The organism is Pseudomonas sp. LBUM1652, assembly GCF_059716105.1.
In genome coordinates this window covers 4,156,343-4,172,567 of the sequence record NZ_CP166804.1, presented here as the reverse complement: position 1 = coordinate 4,172,567, position 16,225 = coordinate 4,156,343, and the positions used below count along the sequence as shown (strand labels likewise).

Sequence of the window (16,225 nt, the reverse complement as noted above, 5' to 3'; positions counted from 1 at the left end):
CAGCTTGTGTTTGGCCGTGCTGACTAAAGGGTCAGCAAGCGTTCGGCGAGGCGACCGTTGGCAGTCAGTTCGAGGAATTCGTCACCGAGGCGCCGGCTCTCGTCCATTGCCGCGTGCCAGTACTTCTGTCTGCTCGACGCATCGCCCATGAAGCGTTTGAAGTCGTTCCTGTCGGGCAGTTTGCCGTAGGGCAGGCGCGCCAGATACTCCTTCGACGGCGCCAGCAACAGCACGTCCTGCAAGCGCTCCACCGATGCGCGGCGCCACGGCAGGGTTTTGTCGAACCAGCCCGGAATCACCCGGTCGGTGAAGTGCGGATAGAGCACGATGCCGTCGCCGCTGTAGGGCAGGTCGAGGTGATAGTCGAGCAGACCGCCGTCGCGGAACGTCCCCTCACCCGCGCCCGGCAAGTCGCGCACGCCCTCCATCACCATCGGGATCGAACCCGAGGCCAGCAGTGCCTGGCGCAGATTGCCGGCGTTGAGCGCGACGAAGCGCGACGGGAAATCGTTCAGTGCGTTGACCGGTGGCGCCAGGCGCGGATCGTGAATGATCAGCCGTTCGAAGTGCCGCGAGAGCCGCGCGCGACCACGCAGGTTGTCGGCGATCACCGAGCCCAGCGCCAGGCCAAGTCGGCCACGATGATCATCAGCGAGGCGGCCCTGGCTTTTGACCACCATGATGTTCAGGCGGTAATCGGCGTTGTTCAGGATGCTCGCGTCGCGACCGTCGAGCAGGTCGTTGAGCATGCGCTGCGAGCTCTGACTGATCTCGGCCATGGTCACGCCTTTGTTGAAATTCTGCTCGGCGTACAAGCGCCCGAGGCGGCGGATGCCTTCGGCGGCATCGGGCAGGCAGGCACTGGCGAAGCGCCAGGAACCGACCGAGGCGCCGATCAGCGAGCGCTCGCGTGGCGCGCTCGGCAGCCATTTACCGAACAACGCCAGATCCAGCCCCTGAATCCCCAACGCCTTCGGCCCACCGGCCGCGCCGGGCAGGGTGCCGACGTCTGCGGCGTTCAGACCCTGGGCTCGAATCCGCGCCATGGCTCGGGGGCCGGCCTTGAGGGTGAGGGCGGGGAACTTGATGTGGATGGCTGTCATACCGGTCTCGATCGTTAGCAAGCGAAGGATTATAGAACCACTGCTACCACAGGGGGACCCTTTATTGCCTTGGAGCAATGATGGCAATTCAGTTTCAGTTAAGTTGCTCCCGCTAAGGTGCCCACCGTCGCAACACATAAAAAATACGGAGACACCCATGAAAACCCTGACTGCCCTTTCCCTCGCCTCGATCCTCGGCCTCACCGCCAGCCTCGCTCACGCTCGCGATCTGGGACCCGATGAAGCCCTGCGTCTGCGCGACGCTGGTACTATCGTCTCCTTCGAGAAGCTCAATGCCACGGCACTGGCCAAACACCCGGGTTCAACGATCACCGAAACCGAGCTGGAAGAAGAGTACGGCAAGTACATCTACCAGGTCGAAATGCGTGATCCGCAGGGGCTGGAGTGGGATCTGGAATTAGACGCGGTCAGCGGGCAGGTTCTCAAGGATCATCAGGATACGTAATGAAGGTGAATGTTCGCGCCACCAGTCGCACTGCGTTGGCGCTTGTGATTTTCTGCTCGGCTGCGATGGCTCGCGACCTCGATCAGGACGAAGCCCTGAAGCTGCGTGAGCGCGGGGTGATTCTGCCGCTGGAGCAAGTGCTGCAGCAGGCCATGGATCGCTATCCCGGGGCGAAACTGCTGGAAGTCGAGCTGGAAGAGAAACACGACGTCTACATTTATGAAGTCGAGTTGCTGACGGCCGAGGGTGTTGCGCGTGAGCTGCACCTGAAAGCCGATACCGGTGAACTCGTGAAAGACAAGGAAGATTGATCGATGCGTTTGCTTCTGGTGGAAGACCACGTACCGCTGGCCGACGAATTGATCGCGGGCCTGCAACGCCAAGGCTATGCGGTGGATTGGCTGGCGGACGGCCGCGATGCGGTGTATCAGGGCAGCAGCGAGCCCTATGACCTGATCATCCTCGACCTCGGCCTGCCCGGTGTACCGGGGCTTGAAGTGCTGGCGCAATGGCGCGCGGGCGGTCTGGCGATTCCGGTGTTGATCCTGACGGCGCGCGATTCCTGGGCCGAACGTATCGAAGGCCTCAAGGCTGGCGCCGACGATTACCTGACCAAACCGTTTCACCCCGAAGAGCTGCACCTGCGCGTTCAGTCGTTGCTGCGTCGCTCCAAGGGCCAGGCCAATCAAAGCACGCTAAAGGCTGCCGGCCTTCATCTGGACGAGGGCCGCCAATGCGTGACCCGCGACGGTGCGGACATTCTGCTGACCGCCGCCGAATTTCGCCTGCTGCGCTATTTCATGCTGCATCCGGAACAGATCCTCTCCAAAAGCCACCTCGCCGAACACCTCTACGACGGTGAGACCGAGCGCGACTCCAACGTCCTCGAAGTCCACGTCAATCACCTGCGCCGTAAACTCGGCAAAAGCGTGATCGAAACCCGTCGCGGCCAGGGTTACCTGTTCGGCGGGCAAGCTTCGTGAGATCAATCCAGCGCCGCTTGAGCCTGGGGTTGATCAGCGTGATGGTGGTCGTCGGCCTGGTGCTGGCGCAAACCAGTCTGTGGTTGTTTGAAATGGGTTTGCAGCGCTACCTCGAAGCCGGGTTGCGTAACGACAGCGAGAGCCTGCTGGTGGCGCTGGTGCGCGGGCCGCAGGGTTTGCAACTGGATGAGCGACACTTGTCGCCGGCCTATCAGCGGCCGTTTTCCGGGCATTATTTCCGCATCGACTTTGCCGAGAGCCATTGGCGCTCGCGCTCGTTGTGGGATCAGGATCTGCCGCTGCTTGAACGCCCTGGCCTGCACAGCAACCTGCAATTGGGGCCGGACGGTCAGCAGTTGCTGGTGCTGCGTTCGGACTATCGGCGGCTGGGGCAATCGATATCGATCAGCGTCGCCCAGGATTACACCCCCGTGCGCGAGAGTTTCCAGCGTATGCGCCAGATCGGCCTTGGCTTGGGATTGGCCGGGTTGTTGCTGATTCTGTTTTTGCAACGGCTGACCGTGCGCCGCGCCCTGAAGCCGCTGGAAAAGGCCCGCGAACAAATCGCCCAGCTGCAACAGGGCCAGCGTTCGCAACTCGACGATCAGGTGCCGGTGGAGCTGGAGCCGCTGGTGGCGCAGATCAACCATTTGCTCGCGCACACCGAAGACAGCCTCAAGCGTTCGCGCAATGCCTTGGGCAATCTGGGCCATGCGCTGAAGACACCGTTGGCGGTGCTGTTGAGTCTGGCATCGAGCGAAAAACTCGATGGCCATCCCGAGCTACGCAATATCCTCAAGGAACAACTGGAACAAGTGCAGCAGCGACTTAACCGCGAGCTCAATCGCGCACGGCTGTCCGGCGATGCGCTGCCGGGTGCGCTGTTTGATTGCGACGCGGAACTGCCGGGGTTGTTGGCGACGTTGAACATGATCCACGGCGAACATCTGGCGTTGAGCTATGTGGCGCCGCCGGGGCTGCAATTGCCGTGGGATCGTGAGGATTTGCTCGAGTTGCTCGGCAACCTGCTGGACAACGCCTGCAAGTGGGCGGATGCCGAAGTGCGCTTGAGTGTGATTGAACGAACCGACGGCTTTGCCCTGAGCGTGGAAGATGACGGGCCGGGGATTCCCGAAGAGCAGCGCGCTCAGGTATTCAGCCGAGGGACACGGCTAGATGAACAGACCCATGGGCATGGTCTGGGATTGGGGATCGTGCGCGATATCGTCGATACGTGGGGTGGGTTGTTGGTGTTGGGCGAGAGCGAGTGGGGCGGGTTGAAGGTGGTGATCGAGTTGCCTAAACGCTGATCACCCAAACACCACCAATCCCTTGTGGGAGCGAGCCTGCTCGCGAATGCGGTGGGTCAGACACATCATCGTTTACTGACACACCGCTTTCGCGAGCAGGCTCGCTCCCACATTGGGTTTTGCAATGGGCCGTCAGACCCGGAACTGATCCATCAAACTCTGCTGCTGATTCGCCAGGCTGTTCAGCGACTGGCTCACCCGCGCCGACTCATTCGCCTGCTCCGACAACGACTCCGTCACATCGCGAATCGTCGCCACGTTGTTGTTGATCTCCTCAGCCACCGCGCTTTGCTCTTCGGCGGCACTGGCGATCTGCAGGTTCATGTCGCTGATCACCGTCACTGCATCACCAATCTGTCGCAATGCGGTCACCGCTTGGCCAACCTGCTCGACGCTGCCCTGGGCCTGACGATGGCTGTTGCCCATCGAACCGACCACATCCTGCGTGCCGCTTTGCAGTTGCTCAATCACCTGACGGGTTTCTTCCACCGACTCCTGCGTGCGGCGGGCGAGGTTGCGGACTTCGTCGGCGACCACGGCGAAACCACGTCCGGCCTCACCGGCACGCGCCGCTTCGATGGCTGCGTTGAGTGCCAACAGGTTGGTCTGCTCGGCGATGGCGCGGATGGTTTCCAGCACGGCGCCGATCTTTTCGCTGTTGGCGGCCAGACCTTCGACCTGAGCCATCGCCGCGCTCATGTCGGCGGCGAGGGTGTCGATGCTGGCGGTGGTGCGGTCGATCACAGTCAGGCCCTGGCGGGTGGCGCGATCGGCATCCTTGGCCGCTTCCGCTGCTTGCGCGGCGCTGCGGGCGACGTCCTGTGCCGTGGCGCTCATTTCGTGGGAGGCGGTCGCAACCTGATCGACCTGACGGTATTGCTGTTCCATGCCGGCGCTGGTCTGAGTGGCGATCGCCGAAGACTGGTCGGCGGTGTTGCGCGCGTCCTGCACCGAGCGTTTCACCTCGGCGATGATCGGCTGCAACTTGTCGAGGAACTTGTTGAACCAACCGGCCAGTTGACCCAGTTCATCCTTCTTGTCATAGGTCAGACGTCGGGTCAGATCACCTTCGCCGCTGGCGATGTCTTCGAGCATGTGCGCGACGCCGAGGATCGGTTTGGTCACGCTGCGCGCCATCAGCCACACCAACAGCAGGCCGACCAGCGCGGCGAGTACACCGAGGCTCAATTCGATCAGCGTGCCCGAGGTGTTGCTCGCATCCAGTTGCTGCTTGAGTGCTTCGGCGCGCTCCACCAGCACTTTTTCCGGCACATCCAGCAACACCGCCCACGACGGCCCGCCGGGAATCGGCTGGAACGGCGACAGTACTTTCAACTGGCCGTTGCTGTGCAGGCTGCTGACGCTGGCGCTCGACGACAGCATACGCAACAGCTCGGCGCCGCTGGTCTTGTCCACGGCATCCAGGCGCTGGCTGAGTTTGCCGGCGTCCGGGCTGTAACCGGCGAGCAGGCCGACCGGGCTGATGATGCTCACGGCGGTCTGACCGTCGTAGAGCTTTTTGCTCGCGCCCTGACTGATCGCTTGCAGGCTGTTGAGGTTGATGTCCACCGACAGCGAGGCGATGACTTTGCCGTTGACCATCAGCGGGAAGACGATGCTGGTCATCAGCACGTTCTGGCCATCGATCACATAAAAGTACGGTTCAATCACGCACGGTTTGAGCGTGGTACGCGGGCAGGTAAACCAGGCGTTGGCCGCCTGACCGCTGGGGCCGGTGCTGGTGTCGGCCATGTCGCTTTCCGGCAGGGCCATCGAGGTGACTTTGCCCGGGGTCGGTTGCGACCAGTACAGGGCGAAGCGGCCCTTGTCGTTGCTGCCCAGTTCGGCCTGGCCGGCGAACAATTCGTCCTTGCCGTCCAGTGCGTTGGCTTCGAACACCAGCGACAGGCCGAGCAAGTCAGGGTTGGCTTGCAGGGCTGACTTGACCTGACGGGTCATGTCTTCGCGCAGGTCGAAGGCATCGAGGAAGCGTTTCTCGGCCTGTTCACGCAGGAACAGCACCTGACGCGAAAAACCGTGGCCGTACTGATAAGCGTCCATGAACTGCTGGCGAATGCCCGCCGCTTGCACCTCGCCCTGAGACTCGATGCGCGCCTGCGCCGATTCAGTGAGCATCTCCATGCTCGAAGCTTTCACCAGTTCGGAACTGTGCTCCATGCGATACAGCGAAAGACCCACCAACAGGGTCACGATACCGGCCAGGCAAAGCCCGGCAAGCAGGGTGATTTTCCATTGGATGGAAAGTTGTCTGAGCGACATGGAAACATCCTTATTCGATAAATATCTGAGACTTTGCACTGTAACGGCCGCGTTTCGGCTTTCTTTATGCTGGAAACACAATAGGGCCGATTGCCGCATGCGGAGGCTGGAAACCCTGTTTGGGGTAAACACAAAACCTGTGGTGAGGGGATTTATCCCCGACCGGCTGCGCAGCAGTCGCAAAACCCGCAAATGCGGTGTGCCTGTAAGAATGCAGGGGGGCGGCTTCGCCACCCATCGGGGATAAATCCCCTCACCACAAAGATTGTGCCTGGCCCTGGATAATGGGCAGTTGTTTTGACACCGCCGCCACTCTGCGGCACAGTGCGCGCCCTTCTAATAAGACCCTCTTTGCAAATCCGCCGGTGCTTCAAGGGCGGACTCATCCTGTCTGGCGGTGAATTGTCCACCGCAGTGTTTTTGAGGTAGTGAAATGAATGCAGTGATTGCTGCGGTCGGCGTCATGCTGATCCTCAGCCTGTCCCGCGTGCACGTGGTGATCGCCTTGATCGTCGGTGCATTGGTCGGCGGCCTTACCGGTGGTCTGGGCATCGACGCCACGCTCAAGGCGTTCAACAGCGGTCTGGGCGGCGGGGCGACGGTGGCGTTGTCCTACGCGTTGCTCGGCGCTTTCGCTGTGGCGATTGCCAAGTCCGGCCTGGCCCACGCGCTGGCCGACAAGGCACTGGCCATGGTCGACCGTCAGCACTCGACCGGTGGTGGCAGCGTCAAATGGCTGCTGATCGGCCTGTTGTGGGTGGTGGCGATTGCCTCGCAGAACATCTTGCCGATCCACATCGCGTTCATTCCGCTGCTGGTGCCGCCGCTTTTATATGTGCTGACCAAGCTGCAACTGGATCGTCGGTTGATCGCTTGCGTCATGACGTTCGGCCTGATCACGCCGTACATGTTCCTGCCGGTGGGTTTTGGCAACATTTTCCTCAATGAAATCCTGTTGGCCAACGTCGCCCGCAGTGGTGTCGACATCAGCGGCGTCAACGTCACTCACGCCATGTGCATTCCGGCGCTGGGCATGGTGTTCGGCCTGGCGATGGCGTTCATCAGCTACCGCAAAAAGCGTGTTTACGACCTGACGAAGATCGAGCAGGTCGAGCAGGTGGTCGTGCAGTACAACCCGATGAGTCTGATGATTGCCGGTGTGGCCATCGCGGCGGCGTTCATCGTTCAACTGCTGCTGGACTCGATGATTATCGGCGCGCTGGCCGGCTTCCTGATCTTCTCGGTATCGGGCATCGTCAAGTGGCGCGAGACCGATGATCTGTTCACCGAAGGCATGAAAATGATGGCAATGATCGGCTTTATCATGATCGCCGCCTCCGGGTTTGCCGAAGTGATGAAGGCCACCGGACAGGTGCAGACACTGGTCGAGTCGTCGGCGTCGTGGATCAATCACAACAAGGGTGTTGGCGCGTTGCTGATGCTGCTGGTGGGGCTGCTGGTGACCATGGGCATCGGTTCGTCGTTCTCCACCGTACCGATTCTGGCTGCGATTTTCGTGCCGTTGTGCGTGCAATTAGGCTTTAGTCCGCTGGCCATCGTCTGCATTGTCGGCACCGCCGGCGCGCTGGGCGACGCCGGTTCGCCCGCCTCGGATTCGACCCTTGGCCCGACCTCCGGCCTGAACATCGACGGCCAGCATCACCACATCTGGGATACCGTGGTGCCGACCTTCCTGCATTACAACTTGCCATTGCTGGCATTCGGCTGGGTGGCCGCGATGGTTCTCTGAACCCACAGGGGATTGGGGGGAATTGCTGACTCAACTTTTGATCTGGCGTGCCGTTAAAGCCTTTAATCACGCCAATAAAATCAAAAGAGTGAGCTTCCCCCATGCGCTTGAGTCTCAAGGCCAAAGTCCTGTCCCTTGCCGTTCTCCCGGTATTGCTCTTTGCGCTGGTCATCAGCCTGACCACGCTGTTCATCCTCCAGGAACAGGCGCACAAAGAGGTCGAACAGACCCGCGAACGCCTGCTCGGCGACGCCAAGGCCACTCTGCAAAGTTACGTCGCCGTGGCCATGACCACGATCAAACCGCTATATGACGCTGCCGCCCCCGGTGATGCCGAGTCGCGCGCGCAGGCGATCAAACTGCTGTCGGGCATTCGCTACGGCAAGGACGGCTACTTCTTCGGCTACGACTCCGAGACCGTGCGCCTGTTCAAGGCCAACGACCCGGAAGGCGTGGGTAAAAGCTTCAAGGACAACCGCGACCCGAACGGGATTTACGTCAACCTCGGTCTGGTGAAAGTGGCGAAGGACGGCACCCACTATCTGCAATACAGCTCGCCGTTGCCGGGCAACGCCAAGGTGCTGGTGCCGAAACTCGGTTACACCGAATACCTGGCGAAATGGGACATGGCGGTCGGTACCTCGGTCAACCTTGACGGCATCGAAGCGCAGGTGGCGCAGGTTGAAGCGCAGGTGCAGGAACGTATGCAGGGCGTGATCTTCAGCATCGTCGGCGTGGCGGTGGTGGTGCTGTTGGTGATCGCGGCGGCGGGGATGCTGCTGGCCAACACTATTCTGCGTCCACTGACTCTGATGAAAGCCAACCTCGACGACATTGCGGCGGGCGAGGGCGATTTGACCCGTCGTTTGAACATCACCAGCCAGGACGAACTCGGTGAACTGGCCGGCTCGTTCAACCGTTTCGTCGACAAGATCCACGGCCTGGTGCGGCAGATCACCGAGATGACCACGCAACTGACCGGGCTGGTGACGCAGGTGTCGGATCAGGCCCAGCGTTCGGATCAAGCCATGGAGCGCCAGCGCCACGAGACTGATCAGGTGGCCACGGCGATCAACGAAATGTCTGCCGCCGCCCAGGAAGTCGCCAAGAGCGCGCAAAACGCTGCGGTCGCGGCCCAACAGACCGACGAAGAAGGGCAGAGCGCCAAACGCGTGGTGGCCGGCAGCATCAAACAGATTCATGCGCTGGTGGATGACATCCGCAGCAGCGGTGTGTCGCTGGACAGTTTGCAGCAGGACGTGAGTTCGATTGTCGGCGTGCTGGGGGTGATTCGTTCGATTGCCGAACAGACCAACCTGCTGGCCTTGAACGCCGCCATTGAAGCCGCGCGGGCCGGTGAGGCCGGGCGCGGATTTGCCGTGGTGGCCGATGAAGTGCGGGCGCTGGCCAGTCGCACGCAGATCAGTACTCAGGAAATTCAGGGGATGATTGATCGCTTGCAGGCGGGCACGCAGTCGGCGGTGGAAGCGATGCGCCGTTCCAGCGAGGCGGGTGATGGCACCTCGCAGCAGGCCAATCAGGCGGGGGCGTCGCTGGATGCGATGGCGGAATTGATCGCGACGATCAACTCGATGAACGCGCAGATTGCCAGTGCGGCGGAAGAGCAGACGGCGGTGGCCGAAGAGATCAACCGCAGCGTGCATCAGATTGCGGTGGCGGTGGACAGCGTGGCGGATGAGACTCAGTTGGGGGCGCAGACTTCGCGCAGTCTGGCGGATCTGGGGCAGCGACTGGGCAAACTGGTTGGGCAGTTCCGTATCTGAGTGTCAGGGAAAGCCCCTCACCCTAACCCTCTCCCGAAGGGAGAGGGGACTGATCGGGGGATATTGAGGATGTACGGCGACTTGAACCTGCTATACCGAATCCATAATCGACTCAATCTTTCAGGTCGATGCATGACGCAAGACACCTCGGTCAGTCCCCTCTCCCTCCGGGAGAGGGCCAGGGTGAGGGGCTCTTGATCTTCAACCTCTCAAGGCCTGTCCCAATAAGGCACTTCACCGAAACATTCGATGAAGAAATCAATCACCGTCCGCACCTTCACCGACAACCGACGACTCCCCGGCCACAGCACCGCAATCTGCTGCGGCTCCAGACTGTTCGATACCTGATATTCCCTCAGCACCGGCACCAGCGTGCCTTCGCGCACCGCTTCGCCAATCAGCCACGACGGAAACATCACCAGCCCCAGACCTTGCTCGGCGGCTTGGGTGAGGGTATCGGCGTGGTTGCCGGTGATCGGGCCCTTGACCGAGTAGGGCGTCCAGTCCTGCCCGTCACGACGGAAAAACCAGCGCTGCTGACCGGTCGCGCCTTTGTAGGCCAGGCATTGATGCTGCGCGAGTTCGTCGGGGTGTTGCGGTGTGCCGTGACGTTTGAGGTAAGCGGGGCTGGCCGCGACTTGAAAGCGATGTGGCGCCAGAATCCGCGCCTGCATGCTCGAATCATGCAACGGGCCGATGCGGAACAGCAGGTCCGCACCTTCCTGCAACGGGTCGACGTAGTGGTCAGTCTGCTGGATATCCAGTTGCAACTTCGGATAACGCGCGCACAACTGGCCCAGCCACGGCGTCAGATGGCGCTGGCCGAACACCACTGGGGCGTTGATTCGTACAAGGCCGGTGGGTTCGCTTTGCTGCTCCTGCAACGCCTGTTCGGCTTCTTCCAGTTGCACCAGCACCAACCGCGCATGATGGCCGAGCATGCGCCCGGCCTCGGTCGGTGTGACCGCGCGGGTGTGGCGGTAGAGCAATTGCTGGTTGAGCGCCTGCTCCATCAACTGAATCTGCCGGGAAATCGACGAGGGCGCCACGCCTTCGCGGCGGGCGACTTCGGAGAAACTGCCGTGGTCTAGCACCGCCACAAATAGCCTGAGTGCCTTGAATCCGAGTTCGTTGAGCCCGTGCATGAATCATCCTGCTGTGCGAGTTACGCAAAAGTGTTGTCCGGATGCTCCCATTTATCGCAAAGCGCCGCCAGTCGATAATCCGCGCCATCGATTATTTGCGTGGGTTTTAGTTATGCAGACGTTGGATGAGGTGAGTGTTGCGCCGCCGGTGGCGAAACCGGGGTTGCGATTGTTGTTACTGCCGCTGGTGATTCTGGCGGGCATGGGGCTGTCGGTAGAGGCCGGGTTGCTCGGGCCGCTGGGGGTGCAGGTCGGACATTTGTGGGCGACCTTGAGCATTTTCGGCGTTGGGGCGGCGATTCTGTTTTTGCTGCTGTTGTTCAGCGGCCCGCAACAAGGACCGGCGCTGAACACATTGCCGCGCTGGCAGTTGATCGGCGGGTTTTTGGGGCCGATGTATGTGGTGGTGCTGACGTTGGCCACGCCGCATATCGGTATCGCCATGACGATGATCGCGATTCTGTCGGGGCAGGTGGGCAAGAGTGTGTTGATTGACCATTTCGGCTGGTTCGGGGCGACGCGCAAGAAGGTCAACGCTGAGCGGTGGCTGGCGTTGGGCTTGATTGTGGCGGCACTTGTCTTGATTGCTCGGGGTTGATGATGAATCTGATTATTTTGTTGGCCGTGGTAGTCGCGGCAGGCGCGGTGTTGAGTGTTCAGGCCGCGATCAATGGGCGTCTGGGTGAAACCGTTGGGGTTTTGCGCAGTAGTTTGCTGACGTTTGCCGTGGGGGCGTTGGTTACGGGGTTGTTGATTCTGTTTTTTGAACCGGCCCATGCCGTGAGTTTGCTTGATGTGCCGAAATGGCAGCTCAGTGGTGCGTTGTTCGGGGTGGTTTACATGATTGTGATGGTCGGCGCTGTGCCACGGATTGGTACGGCGGTGGCGACGGTGGCGGTGATTGTCGGGCAGTTGGGGATGGGGATGTTGATTGATAATTTTGGTTGGTTGGGGAATCCGGCGATCGATCTTTCTTCGAGTCGGATTTTGGCGATGGTTTGTTTGGGGTTGGCTTTGGTGTTTATGTATCGCAGTAGTGTTCGCTCTTCTGACTGAGTACATATCCGTTATTTTTGTGAGGGCGACTTAGGGTTCCGCCCTTACGGCGGGTCACTTTTTCCAGACGCCGAAAAAGTAACCAAAAAGGCTTGCCCTGACGTACGGCCCTCGCTGTGGCTCGGGTTCCTTCGCTCCGGGATTGATCCGGGCGCATCGCCTCCGGTTTGCTTCGCTGCACCTCCTCTCGATGTGTTTGGCTGCGCCAAACGGTCGCTGCGCTCCCACCCCCGGATCAATCCCTCCACTCAGCCTGCCGACGGGCGTTTGAGATCAAGAGCGGTACTCGAGCTTGCGCTCATTGTGTTGAGTGGGGCGGCATGCGCCGCGTGCGGGGTGTACTCGTTTTCTTGTGGGAGCTGGCTTGCCAGCGATCGCGGCCTGATAGCCGACCAGGCTCTGGCGGGTCTACACATTCCCTGTAGGAGTGCCGACGACTCGGGCCGCGATCGGACGATCTTTTGATCTGCTTTGGCTTTGGCTTTGGCTTTTGATCTTGCTCTTGCTCTTGCTCTTCAGCCCATCGGCAGGCCGAGCGAAGGTGTTCATCCGGGGGGTAGGCGCGCAGCGCCGTGCGGCGAAGCCGCACACATCGAGAGGAGGTGCAGCGAAGCAAACCGGAGGCGATGCCCCCGGATGGACACCGTAGCGAGGGAACACTGAGCCTCAGCGAAGTGCCGTACGTCAGGGGGCAGCCTTTTTGGTTACTTTTTCGGCGTCTGGAAAAAGTGACCCGCCGTAAGGGCGGAACCCTAAGCAGCCGTTACCGCAGCAACGGATATGCCCCCCAACCCCCCAACCCCCCAAACAAAATCAAAAGATCGTCCGATCGCGGCCCGAGCCTTCGGCAGCTCCTACACTGATTCCTACGGCTTGCCCTTCAAGCCTCAGACAACCACCACTGAAGGAGTCTGTCCCATGCCTGTAACTTCTGCAAGCAACTGTGACTGTACTAAATGCAACTGCAAGCTCGGCGAGCATCCGATCGCGCGCCACGGCAAGCACTACTGCTGCGAAGGCTGTGCCAACCATCACAAAAACGGTGAGGAGTGCTCAAGCAAGGCCTGTAAATGCGCCCACGGCTGACGACCGCCCATAAAAAAGCGGAGCCTAATCAGGCTCCACTTCCAGTTTCAGACTTTCATCCTCCAGCCGTTCCGTATGCCGGACTGTTCCTTGCAGTCGTCGCCCCTCAACCCTGACTACCACGGTTTTCGCTTGATCAAGATTTTCAGGAAACGGTGCCGGCACTCTCAGAGCAAAGCAATACGGATCATGTTCGACGGCTTCAAGCCCCACCTCACAATCGACACTTTTGGTGATACGTCCGAACAATGTGTCCAGGCCGTAATCCAGATGCGCCGGACTGCTGATGTGGCTCATTGTGCATTCCCCCGAATGATCCCGATCGCTGCGCAAAGCTTAGCTAGTCGGTCGCCAGACAACGTTTTCCACACCGAATTTTTCCGCCATCGGTTTGCTGGTCTTCTGTACTTTTTCGCGGCCGAAACGCGGGATTCGACCCACGCCCGCGTCGCAACTCGCCCAGTGCCACGCCTCGGCGTTGTCCATTTTGTCCGAGCGGATAATGAACGACTTGGGCGTGCCGTGAAGGGTGTATTCGATGACGTAGAGTTTTGCGTTGTTCATAAAGCCCGTATTCCTCCCTGTGGTAATAGAAGGATCGCAGCGCACCGGGAAAATTCACTCGGATTGTCCGACGGTATCTATCAAAGGCGACGCACTGACGCACTGGTTACCATGGCGTCTTCGCCAACCCCAATGAATGCTCGCCATGGCCCTCGCCGCGCCGCCCGATCTCAGTGACACCGATGTGCCCGTTCAGCCGCTGGCGCGCACGTATCCGCGTGGTTTGTATATCGAGCAGCACGCGGAAAATGCCGGTGCCGGCACTGGCCGCGTTCGGTCGCATCGCGATCATTGCCGCGCCGGTGGACGGCCATGTGCAGTTGCCAGCACTGGCGTTGTATCGCAAGGGCGGTTCGGTGGTCGGGATCAATTCGCTGCTGTACGGCGTTGAAGCGTGCGCGGCCATGCTGGAACAGTTCGGCCGGTTCTTCGATGAAGACTTGCTGCCGTTGCCGCAAGGTCTGGTCGAAGCACCGCTGGCCGAGGGACTTGCGCGATAGCGGAGTGTCAGTTGATGCATGGGTGACTGAAACACCGCTATCGCGAGCAGGCTCGCTCCTACAGTTGCTCCGCAAGGATTTCAGGATTGAGGTACGCCGTTTTCCCAGGCAGACCAGTTTTTGAGGATGTCCTGCACCAGCGGATTGCCGGTGCGATAGAGGTTTTCAAGGGCAGGGACAAAGCCGCCCTGATCGGCGTATTTCAGCAAATTATCCACTTCACTACCGCCCGGTTCAGGACGGTCGAAGTCGGAGCCGGCGCGCACTACGGCCAGGCGTTGCACATCGACGAGTCCTTCACGGCTGGCGCGCAGCAGGGCTTCGTAGGTGGAGTTGTCTTCCTGTTGCGTCGTGCAGTACTCGCCCTTGTTGTCGGTCAGCAATTTGGTCCAGACCTCGGCCCGTTCACTCAGGCGTGTGCCGGAAAACCAGGTGTTGCCCGCCAGTGTGTCGCAACGGGTGACGACTGGCGGTTGGTTGGCGGGCGCTGACGGGTACTTCAAACGCCAAGCGGTGGATTCCTTGCTCTCGCTCAGTCCGACCTTGTGGCTCAGGGCGAAGGCCTTGGCCTGCAATGTCGGATTGAGTTCGAAGACTTCGGTCTTGTAATCCAGCGGCGGTTTTTCGTTCGGGCCTTTGGTGTTGATGCCGATGTAGCCGGTCGGCCAGGTCGAGGGCGCATCACGGGAATCCAGCTCCCACTGCGTGCCGAACTCCACCAGATAGTGCGCCCACGCGGCGGTGCCGATGGTCCCGTGTTTGGGGCTGATCCCGGCGATGCCGGCGATCAGGAAGTAGCTTTTGCGCAGGTCGAATTTCGGCGACATGGCCAGTGCCAGCGTCGAGGCGGCCGCGTTGGTCTGGCCCATGCCGGTGGTCAGCAGGCACACCTGCTGCGTGTTGCAGCGGATGCTCGGGTACTCGGCGGACAGGCCCGGCACGCGGATTTCCTGTTTGAGCTCAAGGCGATCGATCCAGTGCTGCGCCTCGGGGGCGAACATGGTGATCAGCACGACTTTGGGCTGGATTGGCGAATCGCTAGCCCATGCGGTGGAAGAGAGCAGGGCGGCAGCGGCCAGTGAAACTCGCATCATTGCTTGCATAAAAATCTCCTGATTTCAGAACTGATAACCGATGCCGGCGTAGTAACCCCAGCCGTTGGAACGCGCGCGGAAGTTACCGTCGCCGAAATTCAGCTCACTGCCGTCTTCCCAGTTACCGCCATTGTGGAAATAACGCCCGACCAGGGTAAAGCGCAAATGGGTGAACGAGTACAGCAAGACGTTGGTCGCCACCGTCGCGTTGGCGGTGCGCGCCGGGTTGTCCTTGTGCATGTCTGAGCCGAAATCGAAGTTGGTGAAGCCGATGTAGGTCAGCGAGGCGCCGTTGCTGAATTTGTCGATGGGCACGATGTACTTGAGCTGCGCGCGGTAGCCGTCCCACGAATACTCGTTGCTGGCGCCGTAGTTTTCCCACTGGTAGCGCCCGTAGAAGTTGGCCGACAGGTTGACCCGCGAATGGGTGTCGATGTCGGTACCGAAGCCGCTGTAGAGGGTGTTGGCGCGGTTCTCTTTGCGGCTGCCGTGGTCGTAGATCCAGTCGAACGCGACGTACCACTCCTTGAACGGGCCGATGGCCAGGCTGCGGCCGGCGAGGTAGTCGATGGAAATGCGCGGTTCGTGTTCCATGAACACCGGCGAGCCGTGGTCCCACACGCCTTTGTCGTGGCTGTTACCGATGTTGAAGATCTTCGGCACGTCGATGTAGCCGTACAGCTCGAAAGGGCCTTTGCGTCCGAAGTACTCGTATTCGAGATAGATGTCATCGGCCGGCTGCGGGCCGAAGCTGATGTCTTTGCTGCCGATCAGGGTCAGGTCCTGGTTGTACCAGTCCGACAGGTACGCACCTTTTTGCGGCGGACTGGCTTCGGGGCTGAGGGTTTCGCCCTGGGCGGATTCTTCGGGGAGCGCCGGTTGCGCCATCGCGCTGTGGCTGAGAACTCCGGTAACGCCGGTCAGTAGCAGGGAAACAGCAAACGTGCGCACAAACGGGGCGCGAAAAACGGAAGCGACGTGCATTCAAAGTCCTTTTTTGCGGATCAAGGCCCGGATTCTGTGGGCCTACTGGATGTGTGGCGAAAATGCCGGGATTGACGGTTCGCAAACGTTTGCATAAGCCATACCAACTCCTCCCGGTTG

16 protein-coding genes and 3 pseudogenes are annotated in these 16,225 nt (G+C 60.5%); 11 read left to right on the top strand and 8 right to left on the bottom strand.

From position 1 onward, the window contains the following. Positions 1-23: 23 nt before the first annotated feature. Positions 24-1,103: a patatin-like phospholipase domain-containing protein gene (locus ACA069_RS18705; protein ID WP_497614851.1), complete on the bottom strand. Its 1,080-nt coding sequence runs from the start codon at positions 1,101-1,103 to the stop codon at positions 24-26. A gap of 157 nt (positions 1,104-1,260) precedes the next feature. Here ACA069_RS18705 and ACA069_RS18700 point away from each other — a divergent pair, with 157 nt between their 5' ends. Genes ACA069_RS18700 through ACA069_RS18685 form a run of 4 tightly spaced genes read left to right on the top strand, consistent with a single transcriptional unit; the run spans position 1,261 to position 3,862 of the window. Beyond that, entirely contained in the window at positions 1,261-1,569 is a 309-nt protein-coding gene (locus ACA069_RS18700) for a PepSY domain-containing protein (protein ID WP_187677596.1), read from the top strand. Continuing rightward, entirely contained in the window at positions 1,569-1,880 is a 312-nt protein-coding gene (locus tag ACA069_RS18695) for a PepSY domain-containing protein (protein WP_187677597.1), read from the top strand. Before ACA069_RS18700 ends, ACA069_RS18695 begins: the two co-directional genes overlap by 1 nt. 3 nt (positions 1,881-1,883) lie before the next feature. Then, positions 1,884-2,552 (top strand): response regulator transcription factor, encoded by a 669-nt coding sequence (locus ACA069_RS18690; protein WP_187677598.1) that lies wholly within the window; start codon positions 1,884-1,886, stop codon positions 2,550-2,552. Further along, positions 2,549-3,862, top strand: coding sequence for a sensor histidine kinase (locus ACA069_RS18685; protein WP_497614849.1), 1,314 nt, complete (start codon positions 2,549-2,551; stop codon positions 3,860-3,862). The genes ACA069_RS18690 and ACA069_RS18685 overlap by 4 nt, the downstream gene beginning before the upstream one ends. A 132-nt stretch (positions 3,863-3,994) precedes the next feature. On the opposite strand, the gene ACA069_RS18680 is transcribed toward ACA069_RS18685, so the two are convergent. Beyond that, the gene (locus ACA069_RS18680; protein WP_497618266.1) at positions 3,995-4,750 is read right to left on the bottom strand and encodes a methyl-accepting chemotaxis protein; all 756 of its coding nucleotides are present in this window, start codon (positions 4,748-4,750) and stop codon (positions 3,995-3,997) included. Positions 4,751-4,852: 102 nt separating this feature from the next. Then, a pseudogene (locus ACA069_RS18675) lies at positions 4,853-4,999 on the bottom strand (HAMP domain-containing protein); the annotation flags it as partial. A 1,576-nt stretch (positions 5,000-6,575) separates the two neighbouring features. Here ACA069_RS18675 and ACA069_RS18670 point away from each other — a divergent pair. After that, positions 6,576-7,892, top strand: coding sequence for a Na+/H+ antiporter family protein (locus ACA069_RS18670; protein WP_497614847.1), 1,317 nt, complete (start codon positions 6,576-6,578; stop codon positions 7,890-7,892). A 101-nt stretch (positions 7,893-7,993) separates the two neighbouring features. Then, entirely contained in the window at positions 7,994-9,676 is a 1,683-nt protein-coding gene (ctpM, locus tag ACA069_RS18665; protein WP_497614845.1) for a methyl-accepting chemotaxis protein CtpM, read from the top strand. Positions 9,677-9,885: 209 nt separating this feature from the next. Here the strand turns inward: ctpM and ACA069_RS18660 are convergent, their stop codons facing one another. Beyond that, positions 9,886-10,821, bottom strand: a complete 936-nt coding sequence (locus tag ACA069_RS18660) for a LysR family transcriptional regulator (protein WP_497614843.1) — start codon at positions 10,819-10,821, stop codon at positions 9,886-9,888. 112 nt (positions 10,822-10,933) lie between these two features. On the opposite strand from ACA069_RS18660, the gene ACA069_RS18655 reads away from it, so the two are divergent. The 3 genes from ACA069_RS18655 (at position 10,934) to ACA069_RS18645 (ending at position 12,963) form a co-directional block, all read left to right on the top strand. After that, positions 10,934-11,419, top strand: a complete 486-nt coding sequence (locus tag ACA069_RS18655; protein WP_497614841.1) for a DMT family transporter — start codon at positions 10,934-10,936, stop codon at positions 11,417-11,419. Continuing rightward, positions 11,419-11,877, top strand: coding sequence for a DMT family transporter (locus tag ACA069_RS18650; RefSeq protein ID WP_095191284.1), 459 nt, complete (start codon positions 11,419-11,421; stop codon positions 11,875-11,877). The genes ACA069_RS18655 and ACA069_RS18650 overlap by 1 nt, the downstream gene beginning before the upstream one ends. A gap of 918 nt (positions 11,878-12,795) precedes the next feature. Continuing rightward, entirely contained in the window at positions 12,796-12,963 is a 168-nt protein-coding gene (locus ACA069_RS18645; protein WP_497614839.1) for a metallothionein, read from the top strand. A gap of 24 nt (positions 12,964-12,987) precedes the next feature. On the opposite strand, the gene ACA069_RS18640 is transcribed toward ACA069_RS18645, so the two are convergent. Both ACA069_RS18640 and ACA069_RS18635 read right to left on the bottom strand, forming a co-directional pair. Next, positions 12,988-13,260, bottom strand: coding sequence for a hypothetical protein (locus tag ACA069_RS18640; RefSeq protein ID WP_401268419.1), 273 nt, complete (start codon positions 13,258-13,260; stop codon positions 12,988-12,990). A 39-nt stretch (positions 13,261-13,299) separates the two neighbouring features. Continuing rightward, on the bottom strand, positions 13,300-13,527 hold the full coding sequence (locus ACA069_RS18635; protein WP_008081484.1) for a DUF6555 family protein: 228 nt from the start codon (positions 13,525-13,527) through the stop codon (positions 13,300-13,302). A gap of 145 nt (positions 13,528-13,672) precedes the next feature. Between ACA069_RS18635 and ACA069_RS18630 the strand changes: the two are divergent. After that, positions 13,673-13,768, top strand: a pseudogene (locus tag ACA069_RS18630) (AraC family transcriptional regulator); the annotation flags it as partial. A 13-nt stretch (positions 13,769-13,781) separates the two neighbouring features. Then, positions 13,782-14,027, top strand: a pseudogene (locus tag ACA069_RS18625) (quinone oxidoreductase family protein); the annotation flags it as partial. Positions 14,028-14,107: 80 nt separating this feature from the next. On the opposite strand, the gene ACA069_RS18620 reads toward ACA069_RS18625, so the two are convergent. Together ACA069_RS18620 and ACA069_RS18615 are read right to left on the bottom strand one after the other, a co-directional pair. After that, positions 14,108-15,130, bottom strand: a complete 1,023-nt coding sequence (locus ACA069_RS18620; protein ID WP_497614836.1) for a purine-nucleoside phosphorylase — start codon at positions 15,128-15,130, stop codon at positions 14,108-14,110. A gap of 15 nt (positions 15,131-15,145) precedes the next feature. Continuing rightward, on the bottom strand, positions 15,146-16,105 hold the full coding sequence (locus ACA069_RS18615) for a nucleoside-specific channel-forming protein Tsx (RefSeq protein ID WP_489881060.1): 960 nt from the start codon (positions 16,103-16,105) through the stop codon (positions 15,146-15,148). Positions 16,106-16,225: the final 120 nt, after the last annotated feature.

Excerpts from the sequence above, each read along its gene's own strand:
- ACA069_RS18695 (WP_187677597.1), top strand. The coding sequence starts at position 1,569 with ATGAAGGTGAATGTTCGCGCCACCAGTCGCACTGCGTTGGCGCTTGTG.
- ctpM (WP_497614845.1), top strand. The coding sequence starts at position 7,994 with ATGCGCTTGAGTCTCAAGGCCAAAGTCCTGTCCCTTGCCGTTCTCCCG.
- ACA069_RS18650 (WP_095191284.1), top strand. The coding sequence starts at position 11,419 with ATGATGAATCTGATTATTTTGTTGGCCGTGGTAGTCGCGGCAGGCGCG.
- ACA069_RS18660 (WP_497614843.1), bottom strand. The coding sequence starts at position 10,821 with ATGCACGGGCTCAACGAACTCGGATTCAAGGCACTCAGGCTATTTGTG.
- ACA069_RS18645 (WP_497614839.1), top strand. The coding sequence starts at position 12,796 with ATGCCTGTAACTTCTGCAAGCAACTGTGACTGTACTAAATGCAACTGC.
- ACA069_RS18680 (WP_497618266.1), bottom strand. The coding sequence starts at position 4,750 with ATGGAACAGCAATACCGTCAGGTCGATCAGGTTGCGACCGCCTCCCAC.
- ACA069_RS18700 (WP_187677596.1), top strand. The coding sequence starts at position 1,261 with ATGAAAACCCTGACTGCCCTTTCCCTCGCCTCGATCCTCGGCCTCACC.
- ACA069_RS18635 (WP_008081484.1), bottom strand. The coding sequence starts at position 13,527 with ATGAACAACGCAAAACTCTACGTCATCGAATACACCCTTCACGGCACG.
- ACA069_RS18640 (WP_401268419.1), bottom strand. The coding sequence starts at position 13,260 with ATGAGCCACATCAGCAGTCCGGCGCATCTGGATTACGGCCTGGACACA.
- ACA069_RS18615 (WP_489881060.1), bottom strand. The coding sequence starts at position 16,105 with ATGCACGTCGCTTCCGTTTTTCGCGCCCCGTTTGTGCGCACGTTTGCT.
- ACA069_RS18655 (WP_497614841.1), top strand. The coding sequence starts at position 10,934 with ATGCAGACGTTGGATGAGGTGAGTGTTGCGCCGCCGGTGGCGAAACCG.
- ACA069_RS18690 (WP_187677598.1), top strand. The coding sequence starts at position 1,884 with ATGCGTTTGCTTCTGGTGGAAGACCACGTACCGCTGGCCGACGAATTG.
- ACA069_RS18670 (WP_497614847.1), top strand. The coding sequence starts at position 6,576 with ATGAATGCAGTGATTGCTGCGGTCGGCGTCATGCTGATCCTCAGCCTG.
- ACA069_RS18620 (WP_497614836.1), bottom strand. The coding sequence starts at position 15,130 with ATGCAAGCAATGATGCGAGTTTCACTGGCCGCTGCCGCCCTGCTCTCT.
- ACA069_RS18705 (WP_497614851.1), bottom strand. The coding sequence starts at position 1,103 with ATGACAGCCATCCACATCAAGTTCCCCGCCCTCACCCTCAAGGCCGGC.